Below are 19,318 nucleotides of genomic sequence, written 5' to 3'. Positions count from 1 at the left end.
CTCCTTTATACGTACTACTAATATTGCCCGGAGCGAGCCCCCGAGCCTCAGAATCCCGAAGCGAAATGCTTCAGGGGCTAAAGCCTGTTCTTTACTTGACCACACCGTGGTCGGAGGCGAGATCCGGAACCAGCGTAATTTCTACGCGGCGGTTCCTCGCACGCCCGTCAGGTATGTCATTGCTTGCGATCGGTCGCGTGATGCCATAACCCTGGATCGCAAATTGCGTCGCCGGAATACCCGACGCGTCGATCAGCCAGTCGCGCACGGCCTCTGCGCGCGCCGTGGAGAGTTTCAGGTTGCTGTCCGGATTGCCTACGTTGTCGGTGTAGCCGGCAACGAGAATTCGTTTGTCGGGATGTGACTTGATCATGTCGAGCGCGTCGACCATCGCGCGGTTCGAGCCGGGCTTCAGTTGCGCACGACCGCTGTCGAACAGCGACATGCTGTCAAGCGTGACCACTGCGGGCGGCGGCGGTGGGGGCACATACGATGCGATCGCATCGTTCAGCACCGGCATCAACCGCGCACCGCGGTACATACCGAACGACAAGCGCAGCGGGATGCCGGTGCGCGCATATCGGTCAAGCTGATCACGATCGGCCACCAATGCCTGCAGCGCATCGCGTTTCGCGGCGTCACGACCGGCCGGGATCGTCGAATAGCGATGGAGATCGGAACCCATCTGTGTCAGCAGTGCTTCGTTGTTCCTGGCCGCCCCCCAGAACGCGACGGCGGCGGCGCAGGCGAGCAGAGCGAGCGCGTGTGCGATGGCTGCCAGGCGAGGCGACATCCAGTATCGCCGGGGCATCGCCTCGATCAGCGGCTGAGGGAGCGGCCACGGCGCCGGCGACGTGATGGAGGTTGCACGTCTCACGCGAGTCTGCATTTCGACATCGCGTTCCCACGGAGCGTCCGGTCCGCTTGCGGGGCCGCAGTCGACCCAGCCGGCGCCGAACAATGCCCACGGTGTCGCCGGCTGCAGCCGGTCCGCAAGCGCACCCAGCACGATGCGCTGCGTCCAACCCACGATCGACGCAAGCGCGGCTGCACGCGTCGCGACCACGCGATCGCCATGCGCACGCCGGACCGCATCCTCCGCCGCACGGATCACGGACTCGAAACGATCGGCGTCCGCCATTTGAGTAGCCGACGAAACGCCGTACCACTCCGGCGTCGGGAAATCGACCGGGCCGGTGGTAAGTCGCTGGTAGACCGCCACGTACCCTGGTAATCGCGTGCCCAGCATCCGGGTAGCATCGGCAACTGCCTGCCGAATGACGCGCAGCTTTTGGGTCAGCACGTCCACTCCCGCGTGCAACGCCGGTGCGACCGACAGCACGACGCCGTCAGGGGGCCGGCCGTCACGCCATTGCCTGACCGCTACGGCCAGTCGCGACAGATCCTGAGGGCGGTCGACACGCAGCCAGATGCCGCCGTCACCGACGTGCACGTGACGGGATTCGTCAACCCGGTCGAATAACGCGTGCAGGCCATCGCCGGTCACCAGCACGAGCGGCATGCGCGTGCGCAGGTTCACCGGAATGTCCGACGTCGCGGCGCCCAGCGCGGCAAGCACGTTCGCACTCTGCTCACGCGCGCGGGACAGCCGCCATGTGCACCACCCCATCAGCGCGAGCGTAACGAGGGCGACGAGTACAGTGAGCGTCCAGATGACACCCGGACCGAGCGGCAACACCAGCCAGATCACCGCGAGCGCCAGCACGGCCGAGTACGCGACGATGACTCGCGACGGATAGCCGAGCCCTTCGTGGCCTCGATCGGGCGTCCGCGTCGAAGCTGCAGACAGAACAGGCAGGTCGGACTTCACGGGAGCGCAGCCTTTGCGGTCACAAGATGTGCGAGCTGCACGTCGAGCGCCGCGGACCAGACGCCCCATACAACCGCGGCGGCGATGCAGGCGAGTCCGGCGATTGCCCATGGGGAAAGCCGGTAGAACCAATCGGACAGCCGCCGTCCGGCACGATCGGCGATAAACGGCCGATCGGAGGTCGAGCGCAGCGTTTCCAGTTTGGCGTCGAGCGACGCAATCAACGCAGCGCGCTTCGCTTCGCCGTCGCGAGCGTATCGGCCGACGAATCCCATCCCGAGGATCGCCGAGTAGCACTCGAGAAGGGCGACCGAAGGCGACGGCTCGCGCATGCGGGCGTCGAGTCGCTCGAACACGCGTTCGCCAGCTTCGTGCAGGTTGAACTGCTCCACCTGCAGCGGCTTGCTCTCCCAAGCGGACCGGGAGTCGCCCGGCAGATGTCGCAGTGCTGTCTCGTCGAGCAGCCCGCACTGCGCGACCAGCGCCTCGTTGCGGACATCGTCCGGAAAGCCTCGTCGCTCCAGGTCGCTTGCGAACTGCGCGACGAGCTGCACGCACCGTCCACGCAACGCGACCGGGTCAGGCGTCGTACCACCCGAGCCGAGTGTCGTCACGAGCAGCGCCGTGTCGCGCAGCAGATCGCGAATCCCGTCGACGGTCGGGCGGCCGGCGCCCGCCGCATTCTGCAGCAGGGCAATGTCGTTTCGGTTGGGATTCAGCGCGTTCATGCGTGCAGCACCGCGTAGAGTTCGAGCGAAGCGTCCGGTACCGACGCGGGCAGGTAGATCTGGCACGCCCGCGCGGCGAGCATCCTGGTGTGTACGGCGCTGGTCGAGTCCAGCGCGAAGTAGTGGTTGTCCAGACGCACCGGGATTGCTCCCGGCACGCGCTGGACCGCCTTGAGCGGAATGCCGAGCAACGCGGAATTGATGATGTGTTCGACATCGTCAGGCGCGCCGATCTTGCACAGCCGCGGAAAATTTTCAACAAGCTCGAACGCGGGAATCGGCGCGTTGACCGACAGGTACCAGTCTGCGGCGTCCGCAACGATGCGCTCATCGAGGAACTGGCCGGTCCAGGTGGTCGGCCCTTTGCGCGTGAGGCCGACCGATACGACGCGGGACGGAATGATGGCGTCGAGCAACGCCCGGATTGTCGACTCGAGCGTCGCGAACACCTCGTCGGCACGCACGTGGTCGTACGCCGGAATGTCGGTCAGTTGGGCGCCTGTCGAGAAGGTCATCAACGCGCCGGCCAGTTGTGCCAGGGTGGCGTACAGATGTTCCGGAGGCCGGCTCGGATGCGTCGAAAACAGCCGCAACTGTGGCCACGCCGCATGGATGCAGTGAAGCAACCAGAAGAGCTGCACGTCGGCCACGCCGTATTCGGCGACCTGCTCGATGCGCTCGCTACGGCGTGCACCGAGCGCGAGGCTCTTGGCGTGCAGGATGTCCGCAACGCGATTGATCCGCTCGCGATGGAGCGGATGGCTGCCGAGCGTAAGGCACGGCGGCACGAACCGATGATCGACCTGAAACTGGCCACTCGATCCACGCGTCAGTCGAGCGATTGCGCAGACCGTATCGTCGGCATGCGATTCGAAGTCGAACAGCAGGCGAATCGCATGCCGCTCGGCCGCGATTTCGGTCTCACCGGTTCCATTCAGGTCCGTGACCTTCACGAATTCACGGTATGAGCGCCGCGGGCGAGCAAGGGAGGTTTCGTCGAAACGGCAGTTGCTGCCGTTCGCATCCGGCAGCGCCAGCGCTGCGAGCACGACGACGCTATGAACGTCCGCCGGCACGCCTTGCGTCAGATCGCGCGCGGAAGGCAGCGCATCGGCAATGGTTGTATCGACCGGGGTGCCGTCCGGAAAGCACAGCTTCAGGCGGGCGAGTTTCAGGCGCCCAGTCGCCAGCGCCTCCTCGTCGACCTCGACGGCAAGCGTTCCCCACGGCTCTGAAATTGCCGCGGAGGCGTACTGACGTAGCGCAAATTCGGTCCACCTGTCCTGCTGCTGAAAATGCTGCTGCGTCAGGATGAGGCCCTCGTGCCAAAGTGGCTTCTCGATTCGCATGGTCTCTCGTGTGGTGTGTCTGATCGTTATTCGGTACCAGGGCGTAACCTATACACGATCTTCTGATAAACATGCAACCAATAACGGCAAACCCAAGTAGTTTGGTTTACTAATGATGTGGCTGGTTAATGCGGAAAAATGTCAAATCTAGACACAATCAGTTTCGAGGTATTTTGTTTTTGAGATTGATCGGCTCGCCACCTCGAAAGAGGTAACACAAAAATTGTCAATTCGCGAAACTCAAGTCCATACGGTGTTTCACGTAGATGTAGTCACAATTGAAGCGATCTCTCGTGATCGACAAATTCTTTATTTTGATAACGTCGTTATTCTTAAATGTGAACATTAATTCATGATATGACTGTTTTTTACATTTTATTTAATGACAATGACGTGAATCGTTTTGACGAGCGTCGGATTTACCGTGTATAAGTGCGATGCGATTTCGCCGTACGAACGGAGACCACACGATGAAGCGTCGATCGGGGCATGCCACGCATTGCATGCGTATGCGTTGCATCGAACAGGTCAGCATCGTGCCGAACGCATCGCGTGCCTGCCCATGCATGGCCATCAACAATTAAGGATTGCATATGGATAGCTTCCAGAGAGAAATTCCGAAGAGTCGCGTCTCAATCACGTTGGATCTGCATACGGGCGGGGCCCAGAAGAAGGTCGAGCTACCGTTGAAGCTGCTCGTCGCCGGCGACTTCAGCGCGGGACGCGAGCAGGCGCCGCTGGCCGAGCGGAAGAAGGTCAATATCGACAAGAACAACTTCGATGCTGTCCTGGCCGACTACGCGCCGGATCTCAAGATTGCCGCGGAAAACACCTTGGCCGGCGACGGCTCGGAACTCCCGGTGAATCTCGCATTCCGCTCGATGAAGGATTTCGAGCCGGAGCAGGTCGCTCGCCAGATTCCGGAACTGCAAGCGATGTTGGCAATGCGCAATCTGTTGCGCGACCTCAAGTCGAATTTGCTCGACAACGGCACGTTCCGCCGTGAGTTCGAGAAGATCCTGAAGGACCGACGCCTCACGGACAAGCTGCGTGGCGAACTGGCACAGATCGCCACGGCCGCTACGCAACCGGAAGGCCATGCCTGAGCGGGGTCGGCCGAAGCGGGCCGTCACCGCCTCGCGCAACCATGCAGCCATACGAAACGGGACTGAGAGAACCATGAAACAGAATGAAGCAGGTCAGAGCGCATCGGAAACGGTCGTGCTCGAGAATGACAGCGTTTACGCCGCGCTGTGCAACAAGATCAACCTGAAGCCGGTCGCTGAAGCGCGGCCGCTCGAAGCGTTCCGCGATAACGATACGCTGTCGGAAGCGTCGGCCGACGAGCGTGTGGCGCGCGGGATGGATGCGCTGCTCAACCTCATCGCGAAGGAAAGCAAGCCGGTCGACCGCCTCGACAAATCGCTGCTCGATTTCTACATTGGGCAACTCGATCGCCAGATCAGCCGGCAGCTCGATGCCGTGATGCACACGCCGGACTTCCAGGCGCTCGAGGGTCGCTGGCGCGGCCTGAAGATGCTTGTCTCGCGCACCGACTTCCGCAAGAACGCTCGCATCGAGGTTCTGGACGTATCGAAAGATGCGCTGCAGCGCGATTTCGAGGATACGCCGGAGCTGATCCAGAGCGGCCTGTATCGCCTGACCTACATCGAGGAGTACGACACGCCGGGCGGGCAGCCGATCAGTGCGATGGTCAGCGACTTCGAGTTCACGCATTTGCCGCAGGATGTGGCGTTGCTGCGCAACATCTCGAAGGTGGCGGCCGTCGCGCACATGCCGTTCATCGGCGCAGTCGGTGCAGCGTTCTTCGGGAAGAAGTCCATGGAGGAGGTCGCGGCCATTCAGGACATCGGCAACTACTTCGATCGTGCCGAATACATCAAGTGGAAGAGCTTCCGCGACACGGACGATGCGCGCTACGTCGGCCTGACGATGCCGCGCGTGCTCGGTCGATTGCCTTACGGCAAGGATACGACGCCTGTTCGTGCCTTCAACTACGAAGAAGCGGTGAAGGGCCCGGACCACGACAAGTATCTGTGGGTCAACGCGTCGTTCGCGTTCGCGGCAAACATGGTACGCAGCTTCGTGAACAACGGCTGGTGCGTGCAGATCCGCGGCCCTCAGGCAGGCGGCAAGGTCGAGGACCTGCCGGTCCATCTGTACGACCTCGGCACGGGCGTGCAGCCGAAGATCCCGACCGAAGTGCTGATTCCGGAGACGCGCGAGTTCGAATTCGCGAATCTCGGCTTCATCCCGCTTTCGTTCTACAAGAATCACGACTTCGCGTGCTTCTTCTCGGCCAGCTCGACGCAGAAGCCCGCGCTGTACGAGACCAAGGAAGCGACGGCCAACAGCCGCATCAACGCGCGCCTGCCGTACATCTTCCTGCTGTCGCGCATCGCCCACTACCTGAAGCTGATTCAGCGCGAGAACATCGGCACGACCAAGGACCGGCGTCTGCTCGAGCTTGAGCTGAACAGCTGGATCAAGGGTCTCGTGACCGAAATGAAGGACCCGGGCGACGAGCTGCAGGCGTCGCATCCGCTGCGCGAAGCGAAGGTGACCGTCGAGGACATCGAAGACAATCCGGGCTTCTTCCGCATCAAGCTCTTCATCATTCCGCACTTCCAGGTCGAAGGCATGGATATCGGCCTGTCGCTGGTGTCGCAGATGCCGAAGGCCAAGAACTGATCTGACGTATCAAGCACGATCCGCCGGGGCGCCGATGGTTGCCCCGGCAGCGCCTTTGTGTGCGTGCACCTGAGAGAAAACCCATGTCGATGATATTGCCGTCGCAGGCTTATGAATTGAAGCTGGCGCCGCATCCGGCACCGACGTCCGTGCTCCGATTCACGGGCCGCGACGCGGTGAGCGAGCTGTACCGCTACGATATCGAATTCACGAGTCCGATTTCGGGAATCCCGATGGACCAGGTGGTCGGCCGACCGGCGAAATTCATCATCGCTCCGGTCGATCCGAACATGGACTATCTGCGCAGGATGTTCGGCGAGAACGCGGCGCAATTCAGCGAGATGTCGCCGGCGTATACGGTCCACGGCATCGTCACGCAGTTCGACGAGTGCAGTACGTCGGCCGATCAGACGCACTATCGGGTCCGGCTCGAGCCGAAGCTCGCCGATCTGAATCGCGGTGTCACGAGCCGGCTGTTTCAGAAGCAGTCGGTCGAGGAGATCGTTACCGACACACTGCGTCATTACGGCTACCGGGCCGGGGTTGACTTCCTTTTTCAGTTGCGCGGCAAGTACAAGCGGCACGAATACGTCACCCAGTATCACGAGACGACGTTCGCCTTTGTCCAGCGCCTTTGCGCGGAGGAAGGGATCTGGTTCCGGTGGGAGCAGAAGAAGGATCATGCGGCGCTTGTGTTCGGCGACGACCTGGACGCCTATGCGCGCAAGCAACGCACCGTGTCGTACCGGCGCGACTCGGGGCTCGAGAGCTCGGGTACGGATGCGATCAAGACGCTCGAAAAGCGGACCCGACGCGTGCCTGAAGCGGTGCGGCTGCACGACTACAACCACCGGCAGGCCGGTGTGCCGCTGCTGGTCGAAGAAAACGCCGCGCGCGACGACAAGACGACGAATGGCGTCGACTACCGCTGGGGCGAACACTACGAGACGCCCGAAGAAGGCAAGCGCTTCGCTCGTCTGCGGCACGAGGCGTTCCTGGCAACGCAGGTCACGTTCAAGGGTACCGGCAACCCGTTCTGGTTGGAGGCCGGTGAAGTCATGCGGCTCGAGCCGAATCCGGCCGACGCGCAGCACGGGATCTTTGTCACATCGGTGGAGTCGCAAGGCGGCCGCGACCAGTCGTATTGGGTGACTTTCGAAGGAATTCCGTCCGACCGCGTGTGGCGCACGTCGACGGCTGAGATTTCGCGCCCGGTCATCGACGGCATTCTGCCCGCGCGCATTACGTCGCCCGGAAACTACAAGTACGCGTACCTGACCGAACAAGGTTGGTATGTGATCAAGCTGCCGTTCGACCTCGACGAATGGAGTCCCGGTGGCACGAGCCGGCCGGTGCGGTTCGCCAAGCCATATAGCGGTGACAACTACGGTCATCATTTCCCGTTGATTGACGGCGCGGAGGTGGCGATCATCCATACGAGAGGTGACCCGAACCGCCCCGTGATCATCGGTGCGATGCACGACAGCCTGCATCCGGATCTCGTCAATAACCTCAATCACACCCGGAACCTTATCCGTACGACCGCGCAGAACGAGTTGCGGATGGAAGACAAGGAAGGTGTCGAGCACATCCATCTGACGACGCCGTTTCAGGCCAGCGAGCTTAACCTGGGGCATATGGTCGACGGTGACCGCAAGGAGCGTGGGCAAGGCGCGGAATTGCGTACCGACGGGCCGGCTGCTGTTCGGGGCGCAAAGGGCGTGTTGGTTACCGCTGAAGGACAGCCCAGCGCTGCTGGGCAGCAACTCGCGATGCAGGACGCCGACATGACGCTCGAGCAGGCGGAACAGATCCTGCATACGCTCAACGACTCGGCAAACGCTGCGAAAGCGCTACAGGCTGACATCGATCAACAGCGCGTGCTGATCCAGCAAAAGCTCAAGCAACTTCAGAAACCCGTCATCGTCGCGACAGCCCCTGATGGCATCGGGCTCGCCAGTGGCCAGCAGATGCAACTTGCTGCCCGCAAGCAAATGTTTATCACTGCAGGTGACGGGCTCGACATTGGCGTCATGAAGCGTATCGCAGTCGCCGCTGGCGAGGCGATTTCGGTTTTTGCAGCGCGGCTTGGGATCCGGATCCTCGCCGCGAAGGGGAAGGTTCAGGTCCAGGCGCAGTCCGACACGATGGAACTGATGTCGATGCAGGACATGACAGCCAGTTCGTCAGATGGGGAGGTGGTCATCACGGGCCGCAAAGGTGTCACGCTCGGCGACGGCTCCGGCGCTTACATCAAGCTCTCGGGCGGCAAGATCATTCTCGGCAGTCCAGCCGGAGAAATCGAGCTCAAGGGCAACCTGAAAGTCGACGACCCTGACGGTGGCAGCTTCAAATTCCCGACATGGTCCAAGGCGCCGCTCAACGACGTGAAGAACGCAACGAACTTCGGATTTTCTGAATAAGCTCAACTATGACAAGCCAACCTGCACCGAAGAAGCCGCGAGCGCCCACGCCGGCCCAGGCCAAGCTGAAGCCGTTGTCGTTCGCCTTTCCGTTCCTGCGCAAGGGGCGGGGCCAGTCCGAGGCCTCCGCCCAGTTCACCGACGAACACGAGATTTATCGGCTGCTCGCCGAACGCGAGCCATCAGGCGCGTATCTCGTCAGCCGCAAGGGCATGTGGCACGGTGGCATCCACGTCACGGAGGCTGGCGCAGGGCAATCGCTGGATCTTGATGCGGGGCTGCGTTGCATCGCCGATGGCGTGCTGATTGCGTTTCGCGCCAACAAGACCTATCCGCTTAGCGAAATCTCCGAGGCCGGTAACGGATCGCCCGTTCAGGCGCCGTTTAGCACGGGCTTCGCCTTGGTGCGGCACACGATGGAGTTCCCGCAGGGCGCGAGGCTGATGTTCTACAGTCTGTATATGCACCTGATGTCGTGGGAGGACTATGCGAACTTCCCGACGCGTGAAAAACCATCGTACTGGCAACGGCAATGGAAGGTTACACCGCACGCGCAGGACAAGCCTTTACCGGGTCGTAATGGGCAGGTGGCCGATCCGTCGCAGCAGGGGCTGCGGGTTCGCAAAAGCCACCCACGCGGAGAAACCATTGGCATCCTGCCGCAGGGCACGAACGTCAGCATCGGCAAAAGGGAGAAGGGCTGGGGCCAGGTAACGGACCTGCACGGGGCATCGCCGTATCCGCCCGACGCCGGTGGCTACGTCGAGCCCTCCCGTGCCATCGGCGGCTGGATTTATCTCGGCCAGGAAAACGGCGGGCCGGTCGTCGAGGAGGTCATTCTGGACTCGATGTTCGACCGCGTGATCGTGACGACGAATCAGACGTGCACAAAGGGGGATCCGCAAGGCGATGGAGGCGGCATTCCGGTCAAGGCGGGGGACCTGATTGGCCACCTCGGCCGCTACGACTCGCTGAATCAAAGCACGTCTGGAACCCGGATGGCACACATCGAGGTGTTCTGCGACGAAGGCATCCAGTCGTTCCTCGAACAGGGCCGCGCATGGGTCAACCAGCACGGACCGCACAAGGAGGACTGGGCGGCACTGGGCCTGCCATCCGCGCCAACAATCCTGCGGATTGCACCGGGCACGGTACTGTATCAACGTACCCAGGATAACAAGTTCGTTCCAGGCACTGACCCACAGTCGAGAAAGACGGACGCGGTCCAAGTGTATTCGCTCGCCGAACTGGCGCGTGACCCGAAGCTGCGAATCCCCGAGCCGCATCCGAACCCGAACCCCAATCCCGGTTACCCGGTGAATTGGTGGCATGTCGACGGCGTGAATGCACAAGGTCAATCGATCGACGGCTGGGTTTGCGATTTCAATCACGCAAGTGGGCGGGTGACGCGGGAATTCGCGCAGAAGTGGGTCGACTTTGAGTGCTTCGCGGACGCCCATGATCCGGCGCACACGATCTTTGCGACAACACAGGAGTGGGTTGATTATGCGAGCGGCGCCAATGCTGTCGACCTTGCTTCGCGTTCGAAGCTCAGTCCTTTGATGCTCAAGGTGTATGACGCCCTGTTCAAGAAAGGCGATGGCAAGCAGGCAGCTGATGAGCTATGCACGCTGTCGCAGACCGAGCGAGGCGGATATCCGTGGCTGATGCAGGCGGCATCCCGGCTGATCGTAAAGCACGAAAGCGAGTGGGCCAATCCGTCAAAGTGGACGCAGCTGATTACCGAGCTGGAAAAGCAAACGGGCCCAAAGCCACATCACGAGGAAGAACGGAAGCGGATCGAGGCGCTTGCGTGGTGGGATGACGTGAAGGCCGGTATCCCGGGGCCGGATGTCTATCATGTCAATCCTATTGGATTAGTGGGAAATTTCAAGTGCACCTGCAATTGCATCAATGTGGATGCATTTTTGCAAATATATGAAGAGCAACACATTTCTTTTGAGATTGGCACTCAGCAACTTGATGCCACATCGAAGGAAAATTTAAGGATTCTTATCCAAGGAATTCTCAATTATTACGAAAAATACAAAAATAAAGAATGCAATATTCCGTATGTAGCCTATATGCTTGGAACAGCTAGACTCGAGACAAAAAAATATCACAAGGGTGAGAAAAAATTTATATATTTTGAACCTACGACCGAGGGTGGAGGGGAAGGTTATTTTAATAAATATGATCCAATTTTGGCCGATAATAAAAAGCGTCGACAACGTGCAAAGGATAATGGAAATACAGAGCAAGGAGATGGTTACACTTACCGCGGAAGAGGGTATGTTCAGGTAACGTGGAAAAATAACTATCGGACGATCGGGGAGCAGATCGGAGTCGATCTCGTTCACGAACCCGATCGGATGCTCGAGCCTGAAATCGCTGCGTGGGCGACTGTATACGGGATGGAAAGGGGTATATTCACCGGCAAGAAACTGGCGGATTACGTCAATGCTGATGAGCAGGATTACTTCAACGCCAGAAGAATTATTAATGGCCTTGATCAGGCCGACACAATTGCTTCTTTCGCAGTTCGATTTAAGTCGATTCTCGAGGCCGTAAAATGCTGAAATTTATAACATGCATGTTTATCGCCATTGCCCTGCCACTAGGTGCCCGCGCCGAAATTTTGAAGTTTGTTTCTGCGCGCGACGGCCATACATACGAAGCACGGATAACCTCGAATAATCAGATCAACTCTGTTTCTTTCTACGAAGATGAAAAACTACTTGGCTCGTACGATAATCTCATCGTGAATGAGTCATCCCTATCATCAAGTTTAGTGTCTGTCGTTGGATATGGGATTGCGCTAAAAATAGAATCAGAAGGATCGCGCACCAAATACGAGATTCTTGCGCCAATAGAGTTTGTTGGCGGAAATCTGTATGTTGAATGTTTGTACAAAAATACTTACGACTCCGTCGAAGAAACACGAGCGGTTGGCGCAATTTGTCAAAGACAAGAACTTCATCAGTTTGATGTCTCTTCGTCAATCAATACCGCCAACCTAAATATTTATACTGTGAACCACGATTGGCTTAAGAGCTTGTCCCCTGGATCTTGCGCAAGCGCTGTGGGTGTTGAGGCCAGCTCGTACAGAATTGCTAGATGCGCGCCTGAAGGGGCATCGGAGACAAGCAAACAAAAGATTGTCGTGCTTGATCAACATAATAGACCGCTTTTCTCGATCGCCGGGTATGAATTTATTCCATTGAAAAATAGCTCTAAGTTCTTTTTGATGGCAAATCTAAAAGATGACGCGGTGTTGTTTAAGGGTGATTTTTCGTGCTATTCGATTGGATCAATTGTGTCCGATGCCACCAGCGGCACTGCCATGATTCACGGAATTTATGAGATTAGCTACTCCATTTCGATAACCGGAATTTGCCTAAATGGTACCTATAGCTATACCAAAAGAAATCGAAAAATCACATTAGAAGGAAATGTGGAAAATGGGATGTACTACCTCTTGGAGATGGGTTCCGACCGAATTTCCAGTGGAGCATTCATGTTGAATAGAATTGGAAATGGAATTAAAGGATTTTGGGTTGGGGTTCCACCCAAAGGACCATTCTCGGTTTATTGATGGCAATTAGATTTGCTGAAATTTACGAGGAAAAACGCCAAATGAAAAATCTCGCATACGAAGGCGACGCAACGAGCCACGGCGGCCAGATCCTGACCGGCTCCGATCGCATCAAGGTAAAGGGGCGTCGAGCCGCCCGCGTCGGCGACAAAGTGTCGTGCCCGCTCCACGGCGACAACGAGATCGTCGAAGGCAGCGGAAGAATGAGGGATGGCACCACGCCCCTGTCGCGCGACGGCGATCACACGCGGTGTGGGGCGGTCCTCATTGCCTCTTCCACCGGGGCGCAGGTTAAGTAAGCGATGCCCGTCGATTTCAATCGCGTGCCGCCACGGGTAGAGGTACCACCCGCGCCGCAGCCGTCGATGATCGTCTGGACGATCGCGCTAATTCTCGTAATTGGCGTAGGGGCGGCGCTGGCGATCGTGCTCTGGCCCGCGGGCGCGCCGACGAGCACGCTGTGGTTCTGGTTCTGTGTCGCGGGCTACCCGTTCATGGCGTGGGCATTTCTGCTGTGCTCCTGGCTCGGGTATGGCTATGTCCGTCGCAATCAGGCGATTGCGATTAACCGTGTCAGCGATGAGGCAGAACAGGCTTGTCATGCCATGGCGGGCCGGCCAACGACGATACTGGGCCATGCATGGTGCTTTGCCGCGAACGATTCGGAAAACTCGCTCGAAGGAATACTGACCGGAACCGAACTGGCGAAACTACGGCCAAGCGGCGCGGTCCCGGATAGCGAAGTCCATGCACGATGGTTCGACATTCCCGAGATTCGTTTTCAGCCGGGTAACGAACTCGTCGAACATGCCCGCCATCACGCCGTGTGTACGTGGCTGATCGAGCGTCTGATCAACCGTCTCCTGCCGCAGCTCAGCGCTCTTCCACCACACACGAAGCTTCAGGTCGAGCTACATCATCGGTCCAGGCTGAAATCCGACGCGGTCGAGACCCGGCTACGGGAAGTGCTCGCCGAACAAGTGCCTGCATTGAAGGTGGAGGGCGTGGCAGGTGAACACACGATATCGCTCTTCCGGACGGACGCATGGCTTGACAAGCGAGACGTCAACACAGCCCGCTTGCTGTTGGCTATTGAGCTTCGCGATGCAATCAGTGCCGTCCTGTCTGATGGTGTTGCAGAGGCGGGCGTCGCCCTGCTCGTTGGGCACCCGCGCCTTACGTCACCGACCAATCCTGTCGGGCTACGACTGCATCGGCCAAGCAAAGGCACGCTTGATGCCGCCGCTTCGACGATTGAGCGTGCAGCCCGTTGGGGACAATCCTCGCGCGACAGGCTGCAAACGGTGTGGGTGCATGGCCTGATCGATGACAGTGTGAGTGCGGTTCGGCAAGCCGCATCATTCCCGGACGAGACGCGATGGATCACGCTCGAGACGTCGGTGGGCGACTGTTCAGGCGCCGGGCCGTGGTTGGCCGTCGCCCTTGCCGCAGAAAGTGCTTGGACAACTGGCGATCCTCAATTGGTGCTATGTGGCGAAGGTGAGGAACTGATCGCCCTCATGTGCAGAAAGCAGACATGAACGACAACCAGAACGAAAACAAGACTCGACCAGCCGGCCTCTTCATTGGCATTGCGGCCGTCATCGTCTTCCTCGCGCTCGGTATAGCGATATGGATGGACGGGCCTCGTCGCGGGTGGTCCCGTGATACCCGGATCATCATCGAACTTTCGCTGCTTTCCACCTTGCTGGTGGTGATCCTGCTGGTCAAGTACTTCGAGGTGGTGCTTCTGGGGATCGCCTCGCTGAGAGCGTCCCGCTGGTTTGCCCGTTACGACACTGGCAAACGCGCTGCGTCCGTTGACCACGACGATCAGGGCCAACCGCCGGGACAAGCCGACCGAGCTGCGGCACTTCGCAATGTCCTGCGCGACCGCAACGGCTGGCGCTGGCGCTACCGCGAACGATGGGTACTCGTCGCCGGCGACGTACCGCTAGTGAAGCGTCTGGCACCGGGGCTCATCGACAGGGGATATCTGATCACCGGCGACACGATCCTGCTGTACGCCAGGCAAACCCGCGACACGCTCGAGACCGAATGGCTCGACCAGATCCGCCGCCTGCGCCGCCGTCGCCCGATCGACGCAATTGTGGCGGTGACCCGTAACCGCAGTTCGGCCAATACGCCGTTCGATACCGACGAACTCGCCCAACGGCTTGCGCGCTACCCGCGTGCCCTGCGCTGGGCTGCGCCCGCGTATCTGCTCAACGTCACCGATTTCGGCAGCGTGACGTCGAGTCCCGACGAGGCGATCGCCTTGACATGGTCCAACGCGCGCGTAAGCGCGAACGAGATCGACACGTCACTGCAGGACCTCACCTGCAACCTGGCGAACGCCGGTGTCGTACGCCTGACGAGGGATGCAGATGACCGGTACCCCGCCGAGCTGTCGCAGCATATTTCGAACCTTCGTAGTGCGTTGTCAGGTCTGGTACTGCAAACTTCCCAGTCACGTGTATGGCGGCACGCGGTCCACGGGCTCCTTTTCGCACCGCTGTTCAAGGAACGGGAGCTGGCGCCACCGCTGCCCGCCGAAGCGAACGACGACGAACCGCCGGCCGGACCTCAACACCGAACGATCTGGCAGACCGTCGCCGAGCACAGCCGCAAGATCCACGGTCGCCGCGTTGGCTTCTCATTGTCGACGACCGCAGCATGGTTCACGACCGCCCTTGTTGGCTGCTGGATCGGCGGCACGATGCTGTCGGGATTCGTCAACCGTGCAACGATCCGGAACGCAGCCGATACGGTCGCGCAGCTATCCGCCGCCCAGGATCGCACGCAGGCCCTGCAAACCCTCAACGGTCTTGACCGGCAAATCGATACGCTGGAAGTCCATCAGCGTGAAGGCGCACCGTGGACGGCGCGGTTCGGCCTGAACCGCGACAACGCGCTGCTCGATGCACTCTCGCCGAGCTACGCCAATGCGGCAAACCGCATCCTCGTGGTACCGATCCGCCAGAAGCTCGAGGCGCATCTGCACCAGCTTGCATCACTGTCGGACGCCGAGATCGCCGGCGGCGGCAATACGCAGGTGCAGGCTGCGTACGACACGCTGAAGGCTTACCTGATGCTCGCGAAGCCGGAACGCGCGGTCGCTGCATTTCTGACCCCGCAACTCGTTGCGACCGCCGCCCCCGAACGCCCCGCGAACTCGCCCCTGTCGTCCGGCGCCTGGGAAGACCTGCGCCAGCACACGATTGCCTTCTTTGCGGGCCATCTCGGCCGCGACGGTGCGTCGAATGCTTCGGCGCTGGCTATCGTGCCGGACGGCAACCTGATTGCCTCGGCCCGCCAGACGGTGATTGGCGTACGCGGCATCCAGAACTCCAAGGACGCGCTCTATCAGCAGATCATCGATGAAGCGACGCCCAAGTATCCGCCAATCTCCCTCGCGACACTGCTCGGCGACACGACGAGTCGTGGCCTGTTCAACACGACGGCGACTGTTCCCGGCGTGTTCACGCGCACCGCGTGGGACGAGCGGATCGCGAAGGCGATCGATGACGCCAGCACCCAGCGCGACGTCTCGGGCGACTGGGTGTTGTCCGACGCCAAGAGCAGCAACCAGACGCCGTCCACGCTGAAAGCCGAGCTGCGCCAGCGCTACTTCGACGATTATGCGCGTGCGTGGGCGCTGTTCCTCAACAGCCTGCGGTGGCAATCCGCGCCGACGTTGTCGGCCACGGCCGACCAGTTGACGTTGCTGGGCGACCCGCAACGCTCGCCGCTCGTCGCGCTGATGAACGTGATCGTTTATCAGGCGGGAGCGGGCGCGAACACGCAGTCACTTTCCGATAGCCTGATCAACAAGGCACAGCAGCTTGTCGGCGCGGACGAGAAAGATCCGTCGAAACAGATCCAGCCGCAGCTTGCGCCGCTCGCCACGGCCTTTGGACCGATCTTGCGCCTGACCGGCAGCGATCTGGTGTCCGGCACTCAATCCAGGGACAAGGCCGCGGCGCAACTGGCTGCGACAGGGGACCTCAGTCTGGCTCGCTACCTCGAACGGGTCACCGCCATGCGCCTCAAGGCGTCGCAGATCGTCTCCGGTGCCGATCCGGACGCGATCGCACGTCTCGCCGCGCAGTCGGTGCTGCAAGGCAAGACGTCCGATATTTCGGACAGCCGCGACTACGCGAGCCGTGTGGCCGCGAGCCTGGGCGAGCAGTGGGCCGGCTTCGGCGAGCTCTTTCGGACGCCGTTCGACCAGGCGTGGCAGGTCGTCGTGCAGCCAGCCGCGTCGAGCCTGAACGAAATCTGGCGCACCGCGATCGTGGCTGACTGGAACAAGGCGTTCGGCGGCCGCTATCCGTTCGCGGACTCGGACAACGACGCGTCGCTACCTGAAATGGCACGCTTCATGCGGCCCGACAACGGCGTGATTGCGCAGTTCGTCACGAGTCAGCTCGCCGGCGTCGTCGAACGGCAAGGCGACCGGTGGGTCGCCACGCAGGGCGCCGACCACGGTGCATTGACGATCGATCCGGGCTTCCTCAGCAGTCTGAACAAGCTGACCCGTGTCTCGACCGTGCTGTTCCCGTCCGGAGATGCACGCGTGCGGTACGAACTGCAGGCCGTGCCGACACCGGGTGTGACCGACATGAAATTCGTGCTGTCCGGGCGCGAGTTGCGCTACTTCAACCAGAAGCAGGAATGGGTGCCGTTCGAGTGGCCGGGCCAGTCGCTCGAAAACCTGTCTCACATCGAATGGCAGACCGAGCAGGGCGGCTTACGGTCAGCGCTCGATTCGCAGGGCCGGTTCGGCTTGATCCGGCTGCTGGAGCGCGCGAATGTGTCGCCGCAGGACAGCGCACGCTATTTGCTGACGTGGACACCCGATACGAGCCAGGGCATTCCGCTCAAGGTGCAGCTGCGCAGCGAGGCCGGTGCGGGTCCGCTCGACGTGCTGCAACTGCGCAACTTCACGCTGCCGACGCGGATTTTCCTGACGGGTTCCGCGAAGTCGGGAGCGAAGCTCTCGTCCGCGAATCCGCCACCGCTGCCGCGGTCGATGATCGAAGCGGCCAAACACGCCGCGATGCCGCTTCCACGTGGCGCGTTGCCGGAGGTCGAATGAAACTGGGGGGACTGTTCAAGGGTCTTTTTCCTGCTCGCGAAGACGCCGAGCAGTTGGTACGTGCGCGGCTCGATGCGTGGAATGCGTGGCTGCTCCCGCTCTCGGGTGACAGCGGTGTGGGTCGCGATCCGGGCTACGAAGACGTGTTCTTCGAGCTTCGCGAAGAAACGCAAAAGATTTCCGGTATCGACGACGGGCTGATCGTCAGGTCCTGCGAGCATTTGATCAAGGAAATCGGCAAGGATCTGCGTCTGGCCGGGTACTTCGCGTTCGCGCGACTGCGTCAGGAAGGCACCGCTGGCTTCGCGGACGGGCTCGAATTGGCGGCCGCGCTTGTCGACCGATTCGGAGAGGCCGTGCTGCCCACGCGCGTCGAGGCAAAGAAGGGCGCGCTCGAAATGTTGGCCACCGCACGCGTGATCGAGTTGCTCGACAGCCGCGGTGCATTTGCGCCGGCCGACCTAGAGCGTGCGCTCGCCGCGCTCGACGTGCTGGTAGCCGCCACGAGCGCGTGGCCCGAAGCCGCGCGTCCGAACCTGCAACCGCTCGTCTCCCGCTTCGAGCGCAAAGGCGAACCTGCCCGCGGTACGGAATCGGAAACCGTCGCGATAGCAAGTGCGGCTGTCTCAGCGACGCCCGTCGCCATCGCCTCCGCACGCGATCTGCTCGATCAGGCACGCACGATGGCGGTCTGGCTGCGTGACCAGGAGAACGGCTACCTGCCGTCGGTGCGACTCGTGCGCTGCATCCGCTGGGACACGCTGCATGAGGTGCCGCCGGCGGATGCCGCAACCCGCACGCGCCTCGTCCCGCCTCGCGCCGAGCTGCGCCAGCAAATGAAACGGCTCGTGTTGCAGAAGCAATGGCACGAATTGCTCGAGCGCGTCGAGGGCGCGTTCATGGAAGGCGTGAATCACCTTTGGTTCGACCTCCAGTATTTCCAGCACGTCGCCCTCGATCACGCCGGGATGCCGTACAACACGTGCCGCGAACTGCTGCGCGCGGACTTCGCGCTGTTCCTCGAACGGCTGCCCGGCATCGAGCGGCTGGCATTCAACGACGGCACGCCGTTCGCCGACGACACGACGCTCGAATGGATCGCACGACACGCGGTCGTGCGCGACCTCGAAGCGGGCGAGGCTGTCGCGCCGCTACCGGTGTCTGCCGATTGCGAAGGCAATGCCGGCGACTGGCCGGAAATCGAAGCGCAGGCGCGGGAACTGGCCGGGCGCGAAGGCGTGGAAACCGCATTCGCGTGGCTCGAAGCGCTGCCGGGCATGAGGACCGATCGCCACCGCTACCTGCAACGGCTCGTGATGGCGCGCCTTGCCGATCATGCGGGCCGCCCGGATACGGCACTGGCACTGCTTGCCGAGCTCGACACGTCATCCCGGTCGCTGCCGCTGATGCGCTGGGAGCCGGCGCTGGTCTTCGAGGTCAAGCAACAACTGGTTCGTGCGTTGAAAGCAATAAGCAACCGCAAGGACGCCGACAAACCGACACTCGCTCGCCGCATCGGCGAACTGCAGGCGGAACTGACCGTGCTCGATCCGGCACGCGCACTGACTCTCTCATGACA

At 60.8% G+C, this 19,318-nt stretch carries 12 protein-coding genes; 9 read left to right on the top strand and 3 right to left on the bottom strand.

Features of this window, described 5'->3' with window-relative positions; translation table 11 throughout:
• Positions 1-91: 91 nt before the first annotated feature.
• Genes ACN22W_RS33810 through tssK form a run of 3 tightly spaced genes read right to left on the bottom strand, consistent with a single transcriptional unit; the run spans position 92 to position 3,908 of the window.
• Entirely contained in the window at positions 92-1,831 is a 1,740-nt protein-coding gene (locus ACN22W_RS33810) for an OmpA family protein (RefSeq protein WP_419690416.1), read from the bottom strand.
• Positions 1,828-2,559 carry a DotU family type IV/VI secretion system protein gene (locus tag ACN22W_RS33805; RefSeq protein ID WP_419690415.1) on the bottom strand — a complete coding sequence of 244 codons (732 nt, stop codon included), beginning with the start codon at positions 2,557-2,559 and terminating at the stop codon, positions 1,828-1,830. The genes ACN22W_RS33810 and ACN22W_RS33805 overlap by 4 nt, the downstream gene beginning before the upstream one ends.
• Complete coding sequence (tssK, locus tag ACN22W_RS33800) at positions 2,556-3,908, bottom strand: type VI secretion system baseplate subunit TssK (RefSeq protein ID WP_419690414.1); 1,353 nt, start codon at positions 3,906-3,908, stop codon at positions 2,556-2,558. The genes ACN22W_RS33805 and tssK overlap by 4 nt, the downstream gene beginning before the upstream one ends.
• 593 nt (positions 3,909-4,501) lie before the next feature.
• On the opposite strand from tssK, the gene tssB reads away from it, so the two are divergent.
• The 9 genes from tssB (at position 4,502) to tssA (ending at position 19,316) form a co-directional block, all read left to right on the top strand.
• The gene (gene tssB / locus ACN22W_RS33795) at positions 4,502-5,014 is read left to right on the top strand and encodes a type VI secretion system contractile sheath small subunit (protein WP_048244991.1); all 513 of its coding nucleotides are present in this window, start codon (positions 4,502-4,504) and stop codon (positions 5,012-5,014) included.
• Positions 5,015-5,087: 73 nt separating this feature from the next.
• Positions 5,088-6,620, top strand: coding sequence for a type VI secretion system contractile sheath large subunit (gene tssC / locus ACN22W_RS33790; protein ID WP_419690413.1), 1,533 nt, complete (start codon positions 5,088-5,090; stop codon positions 6,618-6,620).
• Positions 6,621-6,703: 83 nt separating this feature from the next.
• Complete coding sequence (locus ACN22W_RS33785; protein ID WP_419690412.1) at positions 6,704-9,043, top strand: type VI secretion system Vgr family protein; 2,340 nt, start codon at positions 6,704-6,706, stop codon at positions 9,041-9,043.
• A gap of 8 nt (positions 9,044-9,051) precedes the next feature.
• On the top strand, positions 9,052-11,622 hold the full coding sequence (locus ACN22W_RS33780; protein ID WP_419690411.1) for a glycoside hydrolase family 19 protein: 2,571 nt from the start codon (positions 9,052-9,054) through the stop codon (positions 11,620-11,622).
• On the top strand, positions 11,616-12,638 hold the full coding sequence (locus tag ACN22W_RS33775) for a hypothetical protein (RefSeq protein ID WP_419690410.1): 1,023 nt from the start codon (positions 11,616-11,618) through the stop codon (positions 12,636-12,638). Before ACN22W_RS33780 ends, ACN22W_RS33775 begins: the two co-directional genes overlap by 7 nt.
• Before the next feature lie 41 nt (positions 12,639-12,679).
• Positions 12,680-12,937, top strand: a complete 258-nt coding sequence (locus ACN22W_RS33770) for a PAAR domain-containing protein (RefSeq protein WP_419690409.1) — start codon at positions 12,680-12,682, stop codon at positions 12,935-12,937.
• Positions 12,938-12,940: 3 nt separating this feature from the next.
• Positions 12,941-14,179, top strand: coding sequence for a hypothetical protein (locus ACN22W_RS33765; protein WP_419690408.1), 1,239 nt, complete (start codon positions 12,941-12,943; stop codon positions 14,177-14,179).
• The gene (locus tag ACN22W_RS33760; protein WP_419690407.1) at positions 14,176-17,739 is read left to right on the top strand and encodes an ImcF-related family protein; all 3,564 of its coding nucleotides are present in this window, start codon (positions 14,176-14,178) and stop codon (positions 17,737-17,739) included. The genes ACN22W_RS33765 and ACN22W_RS33760 overlap by 4 nt, the downstream gene beginning before the upstream one ends.
• Entirely contained in the window at positions 17,736-19,316 is a 1,581-nt protein-coding gene (gene tssA, locus ACN22W_RS33755; protein ID WP_419690762.1) for a type VI secretion system protein TssA, read from the top strand. Before ACN22W_RS33760 ends, tssA begins: the two co-directional genes overlap by 4 nt.
• Positions 19,317-19,318: the final 2 nt, after the last annotated feature.

Origin of the sequence: Burkholderia theae, assembly GCF_048565265.1 — a bacterium.
Taxonomy (GTDB): Bacteria; Pseudomonadota; Gammaproteobacteria; order Burkholderiales; family Burkholderiaceae; genus Burkholderia; species Burkholderia theae.
The sequence above is the reverse complement of the archived record's forward strand: the minus strand, read 5'-3'. Positions and strand labels throughout refer to the sequence as shown.